Source organism: Pseudomonas sp. TNT2022 ID642 (genome assembly GCF_028656995.1).
Lineage (GTDB): Bacteria > Pseudomonadota > Gammaproteobacteria > Pseudomonadales > Pseudomonadaceae > Aquipseudomonas.
Genome location: NZ_JAMDGW010000022.1, coordinates 20,354 through 38,158, shown reverse-complemented (window position 1 = coordinate 38,158; position 17,805 = coordinate 20,354). Strand labels below are relative to the sequence as shown.

The 17,805-nt window shown below is 59.3% G+C and carries 14 protein-coding genes; 6 read left to right on the top strand and 8 right to left on the bottom strand.

Annotated elements, in window-relative coordinates:
- Window positions 1–29 precede the first annotated feature (29 nt).
- Complete coding sequence (ttcA, locus tag M5G26_RS22230; protein WP_038367448.1) at window positions 30–854, bottom strand: tRNA 2-thiocytidine(32) synthetase TtcA; 825 nt, start codon at window positions 852–854, stop codon at window positions 30–32.
- Window positions 855–1,143: 289 nt separating this feature from the next.
- Here ttcA and M5G26_RS22225 point away from each other — a divergent pair, with 289 nt between their 5' ends.
- Together M5G26_RS22225 and M5G26_RS22220 are read left to right on the top strand one after the other, a co-directional pair.
- Window positions 1,144–1,746, top strand: a complete 603-nt coding sequence (locus tag M5G26_RS22225) for a Yip1 family protein (RefSeq protein WP_016773629.1) — start codon at window positions 1,144–1,146, stop codon at window positions 1,744–1,746.
- 127 nt (window positions 1,747–1,873) lie between these two features.
- Complete coding sequence (locus M5G26_RS22220) at window positions 1,874–2,368, top strand: SprT family zinc-dependent metalloprotease (protein WP_095051057.1); 495 nt, start codon at window positions 1,874–1,876, stop codon at window positions 2,366–2,368.
- Window positions 2,369–2,501: 133 nt separating this feature from the next.
- On the opposite strand, the gene M5G26_RS22215 is transcribed toward M5G26_RS22220, so the two are convergent.
- Both M5G26_RS22215 and M5G26_RS22210 read right to left on the bottom strand, forming a co-directional pair.
- Window positions 2,502–3,683, bottom strand: coding sequence for a CaiB/BaiF CoA transferase family protein (locus M5G26_RS22215; RefSeq protein ID WP_273916488.1), 1,182 nt, complete (start codon window positions 3,681–3,683; stop codon window positions 2,502–2,504).
- Window positions 3,684–3,828: 145 nt separating this feature from the next.
- Entirely contained in the window at window positions 3,829–5,163 is a 1,335-nt protein-coding gene (locus M5G26_RS22210; protein WP_134178230.1) for a dicarboxylate/amino acid:cation symporter, read from the bottom strand.
- A 351-nt stretch (window positions 5,164–5,514) separates the two neighbouring features.
- On the opposite strand from M5G26_RS22210, the gene M5G26_RS22205 reads away from it, so the two are divergent.
- Window positions 5,515–6,513 (top strand): AraC family transcriptional regulator, encoded by a 999-nt coding sequence (locus M5G26_RS22205; RefSeq protein ID WP_273916487.1) that lies wholly within the window; start codon window positions 5,515–5,517, stop codon window positions 6,511–6,513.
- A 317-nt stretch (window positions 6,514–6,830) separates the two neighbouring features.
- Here the strand turns inward: M5G26_RS22205 and M5G26_RS22200 are convergent, their stop codons facing one another.
- The 3 genes from M5G26_RS22200 to M5G26_RS22190 all read right to left on the bottom strand — a co-directional run bounded on the left by M5G26_RS22200 (window position 6,831) and on the right by M5G26_RS22190 (window position 9,604).
- Window positions 6,831–8,177 (bottom strand): ATP-binding protein, encoded by a 1,347-nt coding sequence (locus tag M5G26_RS22200; protein ID WP_016987433.1) that lies wholly within the window; start codon window positions 8,175–8,177, stop codon window positions 6,831–6,833.
- Window positions 8,174–8,851, bottom strand: a complete 678-nt coding sequence (locus M5G26_RS22195; RefSeq protein WP_016987432.1) for a response regulator transcription factor — start codon at window positions 8,849–8,851, stop codon at window positions 8,174–8,176. The genes M5G26_RS22200 and M5G26_RS22195 overlap by 4 nt, the downstream gene beginning before the upstream one ends.
- A gap of 150 nt (window positions 8,852–9,001) precedes the next feature.
- Window positions 9,002–9,604, bottom strand: coding sequence for a hypothetical protein (locus M5G26_RS22190; protein ID WP_273916486.1), 603 nt, complete (start codon window positions 9,602–9,604; stop codon window positions 9,002–9,004).
- 143 nt (window positions 9,605–9,747) lie between these two features.
- Between M5G26_RS22190 and M5G26_RS22185 the strand changes: the two genes are divergently transcribed.
- The gene (locus M5G26_RS22185; protein ID WP_273916485.1) at window positions 9,748–10,539 is read left to right on the top strand and encodes a dienelactone hydrolase family protein; all 792 of its coding nucleotides are present in this window, start codon (window positions 9,748–9,750) and stop codon (window positions 10,537–10,539) included.
- Window positions 10,540–10,697: 158 nt separating this feature from the next.
- A complete protein-coding gene (locus M5G26_RS22180) occupies window positions 10,698–11,423 on the top strand; it encodes a 4'-phosphopantetheinyl transferase family protein (RefSeq protein WP_273916484.1) in 726 nt (241 codons plus the stop codon).
- Window positions 11,424–11,538: 115 nt separating this feature from the next.
- Here the strand turns inward: M5G26_RS22180 and M5G26_RS22175 are convergent, their stop codons facing one another.
- On the bottom strand, window positions 11,539–13,149 hold the full coding sequence (locus M5G26_RS22175; protein WP_038369486.1) for an ATP-binding protein: 1,611 nt from the start codon (window positions 13,147–13,149) through the stop codon (window positions 11,539–11,541).
- A complete protein-coding gene (locus M5G26_RS22170) occupies window positions 13,146–13,868 on the bottom strand; it encodes a response regulator (RefSeq protein WP_134178236.1) in 723 nt (240 codons plus the stop codon). The genes M5G26_RS22175 and M5G26_RS22170 overlap by 4 nt, the downstream gene beginning before the upstream one ends.
- 876 nt (window positions 13,869–14,744) lie before the next feature.
- Between M5G26_RS22170 and M5G26_RS22165 the strand changes: the two genes are divergently transcribed.
- Complete coding sequence (locus M5G26_RS22165; protein WP_095114529.1) at window positions 14,745–17,639, top strand: ribonucleoside-diphosphate reductase subunit alpha; 2,895 nt, start codon at window positions 14,745–14,747, stop codon at window positions 17,637–17,639.
- Window positions 17,640–17,805 lie beyond the last annotated feature (166 nt).

The window sequence follows — 17,805 nt, the reverse complement described above, 5'->3', positions numbered from 1 at the left end:
AGCAGGCTCGCTCCCACATTTGAAGGTGTTTACAGGTTGACGACGTTGACGAAGCGCGAAGCTGCGGTCTCGTCGATCTTCAGGCTGGTGAAGTCGAACAGGTTGCGGTCGGCCAGTTGCGACGGGATCACGTTCTGCAGACTGCGGAAGATGCTTTCAGTTCGACCGGGGGTCTTGCGCTCCCAGTCCAGAAGCATTTCCTTGACCACCTGACGTTGCAGGTTTTCCTGCGAACCGCAGAGGTTGCACGGGATGATCGGGAATTCTTTCAAATCCGAGTAAGCCTGAATGTCTTTCTCGTTGCAGTACGCCAGCGGACGGATTACCACGTTGCGACCATCGTCGGCGCGCAGCTTCGGCGGCATTGCCTTGAGCGAGCCGTTGAAAAACATGTTGAGGAAGAACGTCTCGACGATGTCGTCACGGTGGTGACCGAGGGCCATTTTCGTCGCGCCGATTTCGTCGGCGAAGGTGTACAGCGTGCCGCGACGCAGGCGCGAACACAGCGAGCAGGTGGTCTTGCCTTCCGGGATCAGTTCCTTGACCACCGAATAGGTGTCTTTCTCGACGATGTGGTACTCGACGCCCAGCTCTTTCAGGTAGGCCGGCAGCACATGCTCAGGGAAGCCCGGCTGCTTCTGGTCCATGTTCACCGCGACGATCTCGAACTTGATCGGGGCAACCTTCTGCAGGTGCAGGAGCACGTCGAGCATGGTGTAGCTGTCCTTGCCGCCGGACAGGCAGACCATCACCTTGTCGCCGTCTTCAATCATGTTGAAATCGGCGACCGCTTCGCCGGCCAGGCGGCGCAGGCGCTTTTGCAGTTTGTTCTGGTTGACCGTAAGAGTGCCCATGACGCGAAATCCGTGAGGTGTGACGAAAGGCCGGCATTTTACGCAAAAACCCCGGGGTTGTGGGCACAGGTTGTCGCGGCCAGCCGACGACGCGTTAACAGACCCCAAGGCGATTACCCGCCCTGTTTACAGCGCGATTTGCTCTAAGCCCCTAATACCTGTGCGGGTAAGACCTTTCTATACTGCGACATAAGGTCGCACACAATCTGAAGACCTGTATTTGCTCGGCCACCTTGGCCCGTAGGCGCTCCGCTGGGGGGCGATGGCAATAACAAGAGGAGTGACTGGCATGATCCATCACGTAGTGGGACTTTTTACCCACCCCGATCAGGAATGGAAGGAAATCCGTGGCGACCAAGAGGAAAGCATCAGCCACATGTACCTCACCCACACGCTGATTCTGGCGGCGATCCCCGCTGTCTCGGCGTTTATCGGCACTACTCAGGTTGGCTGGGTGATCGGCAACCGCGCACCGGTGATGCTTACCTTTGAAAGCGCACTGTGGATGACGATCATGTCGTACCTGGCCATGCTCGGCGGCGTCGCGGTCATGGGTGCCTTCGTGCACTGGATGGCGCGTACCTATGACGCCAATCCGAGTCTGGCCCGTTGTGTCGCATTTGCCACTTATACCGCGACACCGTTGTTCGTCGGCGGTCTGGCGGCGCTGTATCCGCATATGTGGCTGGGGATGATCGTCGGTACGGCGGCCATCTGCTACACGGTTTATCTGTTGTATGTGGGGCTGCCGACGTTCATGAATATTCCGTCGGACGAGGGCTTCCTGTTTTCCAGCTCGGTGCTGGCGGTGGGTCTGGTGGTGCTGGTCGCCATCATGGCATTCACCGTGATTGTCTGGGGGCTGGGCGTCGGGCCTGTGTATACGAACTGACTCGACAGGCTGATCACAGGCCGCCGCAAGGCGGCCTTGTCGTTTCAAGGATGACCATTCGGCAGCTCGGCGATTCGCAAGTCCACAGGGTTGCGGCATACTCGACGCCTCTGGAGATCCATCAAGCATGCCCGAGCAACTCAATACCCGCGTCGAAGACTGTTACCAACTCGCTGAAGCCTTTTTCAAACGTTCTTTCCCACGCCCTGTCGTCAGTCTCAAGCTGCGCGGGCAAAAAGCCGGTGTCGCGCATCTGCACGAGAATCTGCTGCGCTTCAATCCGCAGCTGTACCGGGAAAACACCGAACACTTCCTCAAGCAGACCGTGGCCCACGAAGTCGCGCACCTGATCGCCCATCAGTTGTTTGGCGAGCGCATTCAACCCCACGGCGAGGAATGGCAACTGATCATGCGCGGCGTTTACGAACTACCGCCGGATCGCTGTCACACCTATGCAATCAAGCGCCGCAGCGTGACCCGCTATATCTACAAATGCCCGTGCGCGGACAGCGATTTTCCGTTTTCGGCGCAGCGCCATAGCCTGGTGCGGCAGGGGCGGCGGTATTTGTGTCGCCGCTGCCGCAATACCTTGGTGTTCAGTGGTGAGATGCGCGTCGAATAGTCAGTTTGCGTCGCCCCGACTGGCCCCATCGCTGGCAAGCCAGCTCCCACAGGTTTAGGTGTCTTACACAGAATCTGTGGACACCTCGAAAAATGTGGGAGCTGGCTTACCAGCGATGAGGCCAGAACAGGCATTAAAGAATGACTTTGGCAGAACGCAATTCAGCAATCCGCTCAACACTGAACCCCAACTCCCCCAACACCTGATCCGTATGCTGCCCCAACACCGCGCCAACATGCCGCGGCGCCGGCAACGCTTCGGAAAACTTCAACGGACACGCTATCTGCGCCTGCGTCGAACCATCCTCACGCGGCACCTGCGTCACCAATTCCCGTGCCCGCAACTGCGGATGGCTTACCGCCTCCCCCAGACTCAATACCGGCTCGACACACGCATCGATCCCGGCAAACAACTCGCACAATTCAGCAAAATCATGCTTTTCAAACTCCACCGTCAGCGCGTATTTCAATGCTCGCTGCTGCTCAGGTTTTGAGGACAAGCCCTGCGCCGCCAACTCCGGCCGCCCCAACGCCGTACACAGTTGCTGCATGAACCCCGGTTCCAGACTGCCCACCGACATCCAGCGCCCATCGCGGGAACGGTAGTAGTCGTAGAAACTGCCACCGTTGAGCATCTGATCTTCCCATCCAGGCTCTTCACCGCATGCCAGATAGCCGGCCCCGGCCATGGCATTCAGGCTGAACGCGCAATCGGTCATGCTCACATCCAGATGCGTGCCCTGCCCGGTTTGCTGCCGCGCAATCACCGCCGCCAACAAGCCGATCACCCCGTGCAATGAACCACCGGCGACATCCGCCACTTGCATGCCCAGCGGCAGCGGGCCGCTGTCTGTACGGCCGGTGTAACTGGAAAGACCCGCCAGCGCCAAGTAATTGATGTCATGCCCGGCGCGATCCTTGTACGGCCCGGTCTGGCCGTAACCGGTGATCGACACATAAATCAACTTTGGATTGATCGCCTTCAGCGCTTCATAGCCCAGGCCCAAACGCTCCATGACACCGGGGCGAAACTGCTCGAGGACGATGTCGTAATCGGTCAGCAATTGCTTGACCACGTCCAGCGCCTCAGGCTGTTTGAGGTCCAGCGCCAGGCTGCGCTTGTTGCGATTGAGGTAGGCATGACTGGCCGAAACTCCGCCATCATGCGGCGGCAAAACGCGCAGCAGATCCAGGCGCGTCGGCGACTCGATGCGCAGCACTTCCGCGCCCATGTCCGCCAGCAACAACGAGGCAAACGGCCCCGGCAGCAGCGTCGAGAAATCGAGGATCTTCAGTGAGGCCAGCGGTGCGGACATGGGCGAACTCCTTGGGCGATGCACTCAGCCTAGGCAGCGATACCGCGTACGGCAATCACCGGAAATGTCAGCGGGTGTGACCGTTACGCTCAAATCGCAGGCAAGAAAAAACCCGCCGAAGCGGGTTTTTCCAGGCAAGCAGTGCTTACTTCACATTGCTTGGGGTTGGGCCTTCAGCCACACCCAGATCATCTTCAGGACGGGTATCAGAGATACCGCGACCGCCCGAGGCCAGCTCGGTTTGCAGCTGATCGGTATCCAGCTCCTTGACCCACTTGGCAACCACGATGGTGGCTACTGCGTTACCGACCAGGTTGGTCAGTGCGCGGGCTTCGGACATGAAGCGGTCGATACCGAGGATCAGCGCCAGACCGGCCACCGGCAGGTGACCTACCGCCGACAGGGTCGCGGCCAGTACGATGAAGCCCGAACCGGTCACGCCAGCCGCGCCTTTGGAGGACAACAGCAATACCAGCAGCAGGGTGATCTGGTGGGTGATGTCCATGTGGGTGTCGGTCGCCTGAGCGATGAACACGGCCGCCATGGTCAGGTAGATCGAAGTACCGTCGAGGTTGAACGAGTAACCGGTCGGGATCACCAGACCCACTACGGATTTCTTCGCGCCCAGACGCTCCATCTTGATCAGCATGCGTGGCAGTGCCGATTCCGAGGAGGACGTGCCCAGTACGATCAACAGCTCTTCACGGATGTAACGCACCAGTTTAAACACGCTGAAACCGTGAGCACGGCAGATCGCACCCAGCACCACCACCACGAACAGGATGCAGGTGATGTAGAAGCAGATCATCAACTGGCCCAGTTGCACCAGCGAGCCGACGCCGTAGGCACCGATGGTGAAGGCCATCGCGCCGAAAGCACCCAGCGGCGCCAGTTTCATGATCATGTTGATGATGTTGAACATCACGTGGGCGAAGCGATCGATCATGTCCAGCAGCGGACGACCGTACGAACCCAGGCGATGCAGGGCGTAGCCGAAGATCACCGAGAACATCAGCACTTGCAGGATGTCACCGGTGGCGAACGCGCCGACGATGGTGTTCGGGATTACATTGAGGAGGAAACCGACAATGCTCTGGTCTTTACTGGCCGTCACATAAGTGGCGATTTTCGAGGCGTCCAGGGTGGTGACGTCGATGTGCATGCCGGCGCCCGGTTGCACAACGTTGACCACGATCAGACCGATCAGCAGGGCAATGGTGGAAACGATTTCGAAGTACAGCAGCGCGTAGCCGCCGGTCTTGCCCACGGATTTCATGTTCTGCATGCCGGCGATGCCGCTGACAACGGTACAGAAGATGATCGGGGCGATGACCATTTTGATCAGTTTGATGAACCCGTCACCCAGCGGCTTGAGGGCCACACCGGTCTGAGGGTAGAAGTGACCAAGCAGGATGCCGATGGCGATGGCAACGATCACCTGGAAATACAGGGATTTGTACAGTGGCTGACGAGTCGTCATTGCAGGTTTCCTCAAGCGTCCCGCGTGGCAACATCCATCTGTTGGCCGCGAAACCTTAATTGCGAACCCTCCTGCACTGGAGGGATTTGTTGTTGGAGCAGCGTTGTCCATCAGGGCGAAACGCACGCTTCTGTGGCTTGTATCGCAAACGTCGTGCCACTTTGGTGCGATTGCCTGCAAGCCTTTTGATATCAGGGATTACAGCGTCATGGATGTCACCACTCGGTGACTCAAGTGTGGCGGATTTCCGCCAACTCGCCGCTTCTCGTCCTACAATTTGGCGGAAATCCGCCTTGTAGGTGCGTCCGGCCGCCAGCTACCATCCGGCGCCTGAGGAAGGATCTGCCGCTTATGCGCGAACGCACCATCGCCAGTCATTTCGCCCGTGCCGCCCTCGGAGGCGCACGCCGCGTGGGTTTCGATTACTCGGGCCTGCTGCTGCAACTGGGCATCAGCGCGGAATTGCTCGATGAGCCGCGTGCACGCATTGCCCCGGAACAATTCACCCGGTTGATTCAGGGCCTGTGGCTGGCGCTGGACGACGAATACCTGGGTTTCGGCAACGCACCAAGCAAACCCGGCAGTTTCGCCATGATGTGCCATGCCTCGATTCACTGCCGCAATCTGGAGAAAGCGCTGCAACGGGGTTTATTGTTTTATAGCCTATTCCCCGAAGCCCCGCGCCTGAGCCTCACGCGCGAAGACGAGTGGGTGCGTTTGAGTCTCGACGATTCGCAGTTATGGGACCCGGATCACTTTCTCACCGAGAGCTTGCTGGTGATCTGGCATCGCCTGGGCAGTTGGCTGATTGGCCAGCGGATTCGCCTCGAACAGGCGAGCTTCAGCTATCCACGCCCCGAGCATGGCGCCGAGTACGATCTGCTGTTCCCCTGCCCGCTGACCTTCGGCACCGAGCAAAGCAGCCTTTTATTCCACAGCCGCTATCTGTCCATGCCGCTGTTGCAGGACGAACGCACGCTCAAACATTTCCTCGAACGCTCTCCCGCCGACCTGCTTTCTCGCCCCGACGACGGCGACAGCCTGAGCAGCCGCCTGCGCCGTTTGCTCAGCCGCGACAGTGCGAACTGGCCGGATCTGGAAGCGGTCGCGGCGCATCTGCACATCAGCCCGCAGACCTTGCGCCGGCACTTGCGTGAGGAAGGCACGAGTTTTCAGGAGTTGAAGGATCAGTTGCGGCGGGATATCGCCATTTATCATTTGGGCCGCGCGGATCTGTCGTTGCAGCAGATTGCCGAGCAGTTGGGATTTTCCGAACCGTCGGCGTTTCATCGGGCGTTCAAGAAGTGGACGGGGCTGACGCCGGGGGCTTATCGGGCGCAGGAGCAGTGAGGCGCTAAATCAAAAGCCCCTCACCCTAACCCTCTCCCCGAGGGAGAGGGGACTGATTGAGGGATGCTCAAGAAGTACGCCGACCTGAACGCTCTCTACTGAATCCATAATCGACTGGCTATTTCAGGTCGATATAAAACGCCAGACACCCTCAGGGAGAGGGGACTGATTGGGGGATGCTTGAGAAATACGCCGACCTGCAAGCTCTCTATTGAATCCATATTCGCTGCAAATCGCTCAGGTCGATAATTTTCCAAAGACACTTCGGTCAGTCCCCTCTCCTTCTGGGAGAGGGTTAGGGTGAGGGCAACTCCCAATCACACCGCCGGAAAATGAATCCTGAACGCCGCCCCACCCATCGGTGAATCGCCCAACGCGAGTTTGGCGTTGTAGCTTTCGATAATGTCCTTGACCACCGCCAACCCGATCCCCTGCCCCGGATGCTGGGCATCCAGCCGTTCGCCACGCTCCAGAATCCGCGCACGCTGATCCGGCGGCACGCCCGGGCCGTCATCTTCGACGCACAGTTCGATCCCGGCGAGGGTCTCGCGCACGCTGATGCGCACTTCGCCCAGACACAGGCGATAAGCGTTTTCCAGCAAGTTGCCCATCATCTCCAGCAAAGCGCCCTGCTCGATCGGCACATAACAATGCTCCGGCAGATCAAACGCCACCCGTACATGTTTATCGCGATAAACCTTGTCCAGCGTGTCACACAAACTTTTCAGTACCGGTTGCAGGCGCACCTGATGCCGCACCAGTCCGCTTTTGCGCAAACTGGCCCGTTGCAGTTGATAGCTGATCTGCTGGCTCATGCGTTCGATCTGGCTTTGCAGCACCCAGGCCTGATCGCGTTCTTCGGGGCGTTGGGCCATGTCCTCGCTGACGCCTTGCAACACTGCCAACGGGGTTTTCAGGCTGTGCGCCAAGTCATCGAGAGAGTCGCGATAACGACTGCGCTGTTGGCGTTCACTGTGCAGCAAACGGTTGAGCGAGCCGGTCAGGCGCAGCAGTTCGCGCGGATGTTGTTCAGTGAGACTTTCGCGGGTGCCGCCCTCGATTTCGTCGAGTTCCTGACTGAGCCGGCGCAAGGCTTTGAGGCCCCAGGTCAGGCCGATCCACAACAATGCCAGCAGCACCAGCAACGCTGCACCGAAGCCCAGATAGAGATTTTCGCGCAGGCCTTCGAGGGTGGTTTCGTACTCGCGCACCGGTTGCAGGGCAACGATGCTGAACGCCGCGCTTTTGCCGCCGAGCAGTTTGACTTCGACGTCGTAGACGAAGAATTCCTGGCCATTGGTTTCACGGATCCGCGCGAACTCGTTACCGAGTCCGTCGTAGCGCGGTTTGTAGTTGATCTGCTCTTCCTGGGTGGCTTTCGAGCGCCACACCAGGTGCCCTTCGCGATCGTAGATGTAGCCGAGCAAACGGAAATCGGTGAGATTGAAGCGCTCATCCGGCAACTGATTGGGCATCACTAGTCGACCGTTTTCGATGCGCGCGGCCGAAATCAGCGTGGTCACGTCCGAAGCCAGGCGCTGCTCGATCGAGTCCTGCAACGCCAGGCTGAACGCGCCTTGCATCGCCGGCAGCAAGGCGAGCATGAACAACACCGCCAACGTGGTGGCGGCGAGCATCAAGCGAACGCGAAGAGAACGAATCAAGTGCAGCGCTCATTGAACAGGTAGCCGAGACCGCGCACGGTGTCGATCGGCTTGAACCCGGCCGGGCCTTCAAGTTTGCGGCGCAGACGGCCGACCAGCACTTCGATGACATTCGGATCGCGCTCGTCGTCATCCGGATAGAGCTGTTCCATCAGGCGATCCTTGGGCACCACTTGCTGGTGATGGCGCATCAGGTATTCGAGGATGCGGTACTCGTAGGCGGTCAGCGCCAGCGGTTGCTCGTCGAGGGTGGCCTGTTTGCGATTGAGGTCGAGCAGCAGCGGCCCGGCGACGATGGTCGACTGGGTGAAACCGCTGGAGCGGCGCAGCAAGGCATTCAGGCGCGCGTCGAGTTCTTCGAACTGGAACGGCTTGACCACGTAATCGTCGGCGCCGGCGGCGAGGCCTTCGACCTTGTCCTGCCAGTTGCCGCGCGCGGTGAGGATCAGGATCGGGAAGGTCTTGCCCCCCGCGCGCAATTGGCGGATCAAATCGAGACCGCCCATGCCCGGCAGGCCGAGATCGATCACCGCCAGGTCGAAGTTGAACTGTCCGGTCTGGTACAGCGCCTCCTCGGCATTGGCCACGGACTCGACCACGTGGCCACTTTCCGTCAGGCGGGTTTGCAGGTGATGGCGCAACAGCGCTTCATCTTCGACGACCAACAGTTTCATAACACTCTCCCGGGCAAATCAGAATCTCCAGTCACACACCTGTGGGAACGAGCCTGCTCGCGAAGGCTGTGTGGCAGTCGATAAATTGATCGACTGATTCACCGCTTTCGCGAGCAGGCTCGCTCCCACATTGAACCTGCTGGCAACTCCTTAGAAATTGTAGTTAGCCGACAGGTAAGTCTGCGCGCTGCTGGTCAAATCCAGCGAGCCTTGCTTGCTGCCACCGCGCTCGCTCATCTCGGTGCTGGCGTTGCTGCGCAGGTAACGGTAACCGAGTTCGACCGAAGTGTTTTGCGATACTTGTTGCAACACACCGATCTGACCGCCGACGGCATAACCGATATCACTGTCGCGGCTAAAGCCTGGCGACTCCTGAGTCAGTTTGGTCAGACCGGCCGTTGCACCGCCGAACAACTTGGTGCTGCCGCCCACCGGGTAGAACAGATCGTAGCTGCCCAGCAGGTTTTCCTGACGCAGTTTAATGCCATTGTGCGAACCCGACACGTTGTCGTAGGTGGCGTAGTAGCGACCCTGGCTGTTTTGCTGACCGAGGCGTACGCCGTAGGTGTTGTTGCCGTCGATGGCGCCGGTGGCGTTCGGGTGGTCGAGGTTGTTGTTCAGTGCGTGGGACTTGTCGATCTTGTCGCTGGTCTGGCCGAAGGACAGGCCGGCGAAGTTGGAAGTGGTATCGGCCTGGGCCGCGATACTGGCGCTCATTACGGTCAATGCCAGCAACAGTTTGTTAAAAGTCATGGGTATTTCCTCTTTCACAGTGCTGTTTGGGTATGGCGCAAGGTTACTGACCCTCCCCTGTACCGCCCCTGAACCGTCTCTGAACCTGACCTGAACCAAATGAACTAGGCTGTTTTGACCCTTTACTGTCAGGAGACTCGACCATGCGCCTGTTCCTTGCCCTCACCTTGCTGGCCGTCAGCAGCCTCACTCAGGCTGCGATCAAGACTGAAGAAATTCCCTACCAGAGCGCCGACGGCACGAAACTGATCGGCTACTACGCCTACGACGACGCCATCCAAGGCAAACGCCCGGGTGTCGTCGTGGTGCACGAATGGTGGGGGCTGAACGACTACGCCAAGCGCCGCGCGCGTGATCTCGCCGCACTCGGTTACAGCGCTCTGGCGATCGACATGTACGGCGAAGGCAAGAACACCGAACACCCGAAAGATGCCATGGCGTTCATGCAGGCGGCGACTCAGGATGCGGCGGCTTCCAGCAAGCGCTTTGAGGCCGGGCTGAATTTGCTGAAGAAGCAGGCGCAGACCGACGTCAACAAAATCGCCGCCATCGGTTACTGCTTCGGCGGTGCGGTGGTGCTGAACGCCGCGCGCCAAGGAGAGCCGCTGGCGGGCGTGGTGAGTTTCCACGGTGCGCTGGCAACCAAAACCCCGGCGACACCCGGCAGTGTGAAGGCGAAGATTCTGGTCGAACACGGTGCGCTGGACAGCATGGTCACTCCAGACAATGTCACGGCGTTCAAGACGGAAATGGACAAGGCTGGCGCTGACTATAAGTTCGTCAGCCTCGACGGCGCCAAGCACGGATTTACCAATCCGGATGCCGATCGCCTGAGCCATGGCGAGCACGGTGGCCCGGACATCGGGTACAACAAGGCAGCGGATGAAAAATCCTGGGCGGACATGAAAGCGTTCTTGCAGAAAATCTTTAGCTGACCCCTCCGCACCTGATCGTTCCCACGCTCCGCGTGGGAATGCAGCCCGGGACGCTCTGCGTCCCAAAGCGAACGCAGAGCGTCCATTGAGGCATTCCCACGCAGAGCGTGGGAACGATCATCTCGACCTTGTCTCGACTAACCGGCAAAATGCCCGCCATGAATCTCACCCCCGCCCTCCCCGCCTGCTGTACCGCGCTCGACAGCCATTGGCCGTTGCCGACGGTGTTGCCTGATACCGTGCTGCTCAGTACTCACTTCGATCCGGCTCAATTGCTTGGCGATGACTTTCGCCGCAGTGCCATCGAGCCGCCGCCGAGCATTCAGCGTTCGGTGGCCAAGCGACAGGCAGAATTTCTCGCCGGGCGGATTTGTGCCCGCGCGGCGTTGCAACAACTGGAAGGCAGCAGCGTTGTCCCGGCGATTGGCGAAGATCGCGCGCCGATCTGGCCCGCGCATATCTGCGGCTCGATCACGCACAGCACCGGACGCGCGGCAGCGATTGTCGCCAACAAAAGGCACTGGCGCGGTTTGGGCATGGATCTGGAAAACCTGCTCGACACCGAACGTGCCGAGCGGCTGGCTGGGGAGATTCTGACGCCACCTGAAATGCAACGCATGACGGCCGCCTCGCGGGATCAGTTGGCGCTGTGGGTGACGCTGACATTTTCGGTGAAGGAAAGTCTGTTCAAAGCGCTGTACCCGATTGTGCAGAAGCGCTTTTATTTCGAGCACGCTGAAGTGCTGGAGTGGACTGAGGCCGGTGAAGTCCGGTTGCGGCTGTTAACGGACTTGTCTGCCGAATGGCGCAACGGCACTGAACTGGAGGCGCAGTTCGGGGTGCTGGATGGGCAGTTGTTGAGTCTGGTCAGCATTCAGGCCTGAAATCTTTAGCGCCTGTGCCGGCCATTCGCGAGCCGGCTCGCTCCCACATTTTGAAGTACGTTCCCCTGTGGGAGCGAGCCTGCTCGCGAAGGCGGCATGACAGGCACTACAAAACTCAACGGCGTTCCTGATTCCTCGGCCAACTCAGGCTAAAACAAGCCCCGCCCAGACTCTTGCTTTTGCCAATGATCGCCCGGCCGTCATGCCAGTGGATGATCCGCCGCACAATCGACAAGCCCAGACCATGCCCGCCCGACGCCCGGGTGCGACTGTCATCCAGGCGCAGAAATGGCGTGAAAATCCGCTCCCACGCCACTTCCGGTACACCCGGCCCGTCATCCTCGACGTCGACGCGGCAGCGTAATTGCCCGACCTGATAACTCACCGTCACGCTCGAACGCGCATGACGCATGGCGTTGCTCACCAGATTCTGCAATGCGCGGTGCAGATAACGCGGCTCGGCTTCCACCCAGGCATCATCGTTATCCGCCGCAGACAGGCACAAACCACGTTGCACGGTGACCTCAGCGCGCAACGGCGCCAGCTCCTCGATCACTTGATTGACCAAGGCATCCAGGTCGATGCGCTGGAACGTCAGCGCTGGCGAACCCTGCTCCAGGCGCGCATAGGTGAGCATTTCATCGACCAGCTTATCGAGGTCTTCGATGTCGTGATCCATGCCCTCGCGGTATTTCTCCAGCGCTTGCGGGGTGGTCGCCGAACCGATCATTTCCAGACCGAAACGCAAACGCGCCACCGGTGTGCGCAGTTCATGCGACACCGCACGCACCAACTCGCGCTGGATCGCCAGTAACTGCTGCAAGTGCTCAGCCATGCCGTTAAACGCTGACGCCAGGCGCCCGACCGAGTCGGCACCGCGCGCCGGCACACGGGTTTCCAGGCTGCCCTTGGCAATCCGCGTGGCCGCCGCCTCGAGACCGCGTAAACGCCGTTCGAGCTGACGCACCAGCAGATAAACGATAAGACCGATCAGGCTTAGCCCGAGCGCAGCAATCAGCACCAGCCATTCCGGTGGATACGGGTTCATCTGATACAGCGGGCCGATCTCCAGCACCCACGGCGTACCGACCATGCCGGCAAATACGCGGATCGAATCGCCGCCCTTGCCCAGCGCCATCACCGTATCGCCTTCAGAGACGCGACGGCTCTGATCCTCGTCCATGTCGGCGTCATTCACCGTGACCAGGCGCAGATCGAAACCGAAGCCCTTCTCTTGCTTGATCTGCGCGAGGCGCTTGGGCTGCTCGCCGACCGGTACGCGCACCAGTTCATCGGCCAGCAGGTAAATGGTCGCGCGGGCCAGTTGCTCGCTGATCTGCTGCACTTCTCCCACCAGTACAAGTTGTTCCTTGTCGCTGACCATCCGGTAGACCTTGGCCGCGTGCGGACCGGTCTGCTCGACCAGGGCCTGACCGCGCTGTACGCGGGTGCGCTGGGACAGATCGAGATCGGTCTCGGCGAACTTCTTCAGCGCCAGCGGAATCCCCAGCAACCGCTCCCATACCAGCAACGCTCGATGGCGCTCGGTTTCGTTCATCGGTTGCAGGTTGTCGGCCATCAGCGAAAAGGTGCCGTGGGCCAGCCGCTCGCGATACTGCTCGCTGCGCACGGTATTGAGCAGATTCAGCGCCAGCACACCGAGCACCGCCACCAGAATCAGCGCTGCGCACATGCCGCCGTAGATGCGCAGGAAGATCGAGTTCACAGCGGCAGGTCTACGCAGGCTTCAGGAACGAACAGATAACCTTTGCTGCGAATGGTCTTGATCAGGCGCGGGTGGTCCGGGTCGTCGCCGATTTTCGGGCGGATCCGCGAGATACGCACATCGATCGAGCGGTCCTGGCCGTCGTAGCCGATGCCGCGCAGGGCGGTGAAGATTTCTTCGCGGGACAGAATGCGCCCGGCGTTGGACACCAACAGCCAGAGCAGGTCGAATTCGGCGCTGGTCAGCTCGATGCCGTTGTCGCTCAGCCACGCCTCGCGCAAGGCGTTGTCGACCACCAGCGGGCCGAATTGCAGACGACGGGATTTCTCTGCCACCGCTTCGGTGCTGTCGCTACGACGCAGCAACGCTTGAATGCGCGCCAGCAAAAGACGTGGGCGCACCGGTTTGCACACGTAATCGTCGGCACCGAGGTCGAGGCCCTGGATCTGATCGGCATCGTCAGTGCGTGCGGTGAGCATCAGAATCGGTCCGTCGTACTGATTGCGCACCTTGCGACAGATGCTCAGGCCATCTTCGCCGGGCAGCATCAGGTCGAGAATCACCAGATCCGGCTGCTCCTTGATGATCCGCGCCGCCGCCAGCGCACCGTTGCCTTCGATGTCCACGCGCAGTCCATTGGCTTGCAGGTAGTCGCGCGTCAGTTCGGCCAGTCGCTGGTCATCTTCGACGATCAATACCTGAAAGGCTTGTTGCTCCACCGGTGACCTCTGCTTTCTATTGTTATTAATAAAAGGAAGGCGATTGCCCGGACACACAATCCCCTGTAGGAGCTGTCGAGTGAAACGAGGCTGCGATCTTTTGATCTTGCTTTTCAAGATCAGGATCAAAAGATCGCAGCCTTCGGCAGCTCCTACAGGGGTACGCGATATTTAGCGTGATCCTCCCGTCCTTTTGTCATGTTTCTGGAGGATAACAATGCCTGCACATGGGCCGATTGTATAAACGGCGTACAGCCAGAACACAAGTCGGTAAATGCGTTCGGACAAGGCAGTTTTTTGTGATAGGGTTCGCGCCCTTAAAAATCCGCTGAAGCGTTTTTCCCGGTGAAAAAACAGTGACAGACGGTCTAGCTCAGCAGGTTCGCGGCCTACACGCGAATTCCGGATTTCTTACACAATTTACGCACAGGTTTATCCACAGCTAGTACGTTGCAAGCACCCGTGAAACGCATTATCTTGTAGCACGGCGCAGGGAGAGACCCTACATATAGGGTTTTCCGCTTAAACGCCCAACCACATTTAAGACCTGAAACTCAAGCGTTTTATTGCCGGTTTCCGGTTGAACCAAGCAAGTTTTTCAAAGCCCAAACCGCACTTGCGGATGGCACCGTTTTTTACCGCGCAGCGGCGAGAACGGTACGGGTGTTGCAGTCATTACTGTCACCTGGGAAGGAATCCGGTTCGGGCCCTGGCTCGTAGCCAAAAACTTCGGCAAGGATGCGGCTTCATCAGCCTTTTTTCCTACTGTCCCGAAGTTGTTATACCCGACGCCCGTCGGCTGTAGTGCTTCTGGACAGAACGGTGGGCACCATGATGGTGCCCAAACAAACATAGAGAATGTGGAGACCACCCCCCATGCAAACCGACACAACTCGCGAGAACCCGCAGGGCACCTTGCCGCAGGCCGCTGATTCGAATTCGGATCTGGCAGCCACCGCGCCTGGTCAACTGCGCGTGATCAAGCGCAATGGCACTGTCGTTCCTTACACCGATGACAAGATCACCGTCGCTATCACCAAAGCGTTCCTCGCAGTTGAAGGCGGCACCGCTGCCGCTTCGTCGCGAATCCATGACACCGTTGCCCGTCTGACCGAACAGGTCACCGCGACCTTCAAGCGTCGCATGCCGTCGGGCGGCACCATCCACATCGAAGAAATCCAGGACCAGGTCGAACTGGCCCTGATGCGTGCCGGTGAGCAGAAAGTCGCTCGCGACTACGTGATCTACCGTGACGGTCGTTCGAAAGAACGCGCTGCCCACGCACCGGCAGAAGAAGCGGTCAACGCGCACCCGTCGATCCGCATCACCCGTGCCGACGGTAGCCTGGCGCCGCTGGACATGGGTCGCCTGAACACCATCGTCACCGAAGCCTGCGAAGGTCTGGAAGAAGTCGACGGCGACCTGATCCAGCGCGAAACCCTGAAAAACCTGTACGACGGTGTGGCCCTGACCGACGTCAACACCGCGCTGGTGATGACCGCCCGTACCCTGGTCGAGCGTGAGCCGAACTACTCGTTCGTCACCGCCCGCCTGCTGATGGACACCCTGCGTGCCGAAGGCCTGGGCTTCCTGGGTGTGGCCGAAAGCGCCACTCACCACGAAATGGTCGACCTGTACGCCAAGGCTCTGCCGGCATACATCGCCAAAGGTATCGAGTTCGAACTGCTGAACCCTGTGCTGGCCTCCTTCGACCTGGAAAAACTGGGCAAGGCGATCAACCACGAGCGCGATCAGCAATTCACCTACCTGGGCCTGCAAACCCTGTACGACCGTTACTTCATCCACAAGGATGGCGTGCGTTTCGAACTGCCGCAGATCTTCTTCATGCGCGTGGCCATGGGCCTGGCGATCGAAGAGAAGCAGAAAGAAGACCGTGCGATCGAGTTCTACAACCTGCTGTCGTCCTTCGACTACATGTCGTCGACCCCGACCCTGTTCAACGCCGGTACCCTGCGTCCACAGCTGTCGAGCTGCTACCTGACCACCGTGCCGGATGACCTGTCGGGCATCTACCACGCGATTCACGACAACGCCATGTTGTCGAAATTTGCTGGCGGCCTGGGCAATGACTGGACGCCGGTGCGTGCACTGGGTTCGTACATCAAAGGCACCAACGGCAAGTCGCAAGGCGTGGTTCCGTTCCTGAAAGTGGTGAACGACACCGCCGTTGCCGTTAACCAGGGTGGCAAGCGCAAAGGCGCTGTGTGTGCCTACCTGGAAACCTGGCACATGGACATCGAAGAGTTCATCGAGCTGCGCAAGAACACCGGTGATGATCGTCGTCGTACCCACGACATGAACACTGCCAACTGGATCCCTGACCTGTTCATGAAGCGTGTCTTCGATGACGGCAAGTGGACCCTGTTCTCGCCATCCGAAGTGCCGGACCTGCACGACCTGACCGGTAAAGCCTTCGAAGAGCGCTACGAGTACTACGAAGCCCTGACCGAATACCCAGGCAAGGTCAAACTGTTCAAGACCATCCAGGCCAAAGACCTGTGGCGCAAAATGCTCTCCATGCTGTTTGAAACCGGCCACCCATGGCTGACTTTCAAAGACCCGTGCAACCTGCGTAGCCCGCAGCAGCACGTCGGCGTGGTTCACAGCTCGAACCTGTGCACCGAGATCACCTTGAACACCAACAAGGACGAGATCGCCGTTTGCAACCTGGGTTCGATCAACCTGCCGAACCACATCGTCAACGGCAAGCTGGACACCGCCAAGCTGGAACGCACCGTGAACACCGCTGTACGCATGCTCGATAACGTTATCGACATCAACTACTACTCGGTGCCACAAGCGAAGAACTCCAACTTCAAGCACCGTCCGGTCGGTCTGGGCATCATGGGCTTCCAGGACGCTTTGTACCTGCAGCACATTCCTTACGGTTCCGACGCTGCCGTCGAGTTCGCCGACAAGTCGATGGAAGCGGTCAGCTACTACGCGATCCAGGCTTCCTGCGACCTGGCTGACGAGCGCGGCGCGTACGAGACGTTCCAGGGTTCGCTGTGGTCCAAAGGCATCCTGCCGCTGGATTCGCAACAGATCCTGATCGAGGCTCGTGGCCAGAAGTACATCGATGTCGACCTGAACGAAACCCTGGACTGGGCACCGGTTCGCGCCCGTGTACAGAAAGGCATTCGTAACTCCAACATCATGGCCATCGCACCGACCGCGACCATCGCCAACATCACTGGCGTCTCGCAGTCGATCGAACCGACCTACCAGAACCTGTATGTGAAATCGAACCTGTCGGGCGAATTCACCGTGATCAACCCGTACCTGGTTCGCGACCTGAAAGCTCGCGGCCTGTGGGACTCGGTCATGATCAACGACCTGAAGTACTACGACGGTTCGGTTCAGCAGATCGAGCGCATCCCGCAAGAACTCAAAGAGCTCTACGCGACCGCGTTCGAAGTGGACACCAAGTGGATCGTTGACGCGGCCAGCCGTCGTCAGAAGTGGATCGACCAGGCCCAGTCGCTGAACCTGTACATCGCCGGCGCATCGGGCAAGAAGCTCGACGTGACCTACCGCATGGCCTGGTACCGTGGTCTGAAAACCACTTACTACCTCCGTGCCCTGGCTGCGACCAGCACCGAGAAGTCGACCATCAACACCGGCAAGCTGAACGCTGTTTCCAGCGGCGGCAACCACGGCGACGATTCGGTTCTGGCAGCACCTGCCGGCCCTGCTCCAGTGCCAAAGGCTTGCGCGATCGACGAACCGGATTGCGAAGCTTGCCAATAAGCTGAGCGTGTTCAGGTGTTGCAAGACACCTGAATGAGAAACCCCCGACAGACCTCTGGTGTGTCGGGGGTTTTCTTTTGCCCCGCATTCCCTGCAAGAGCGAACGGGTATTGGCAGATACAAAAAAGGCCCCTTCATTGAAGGAGCCTCTTTTCGATACTTACCA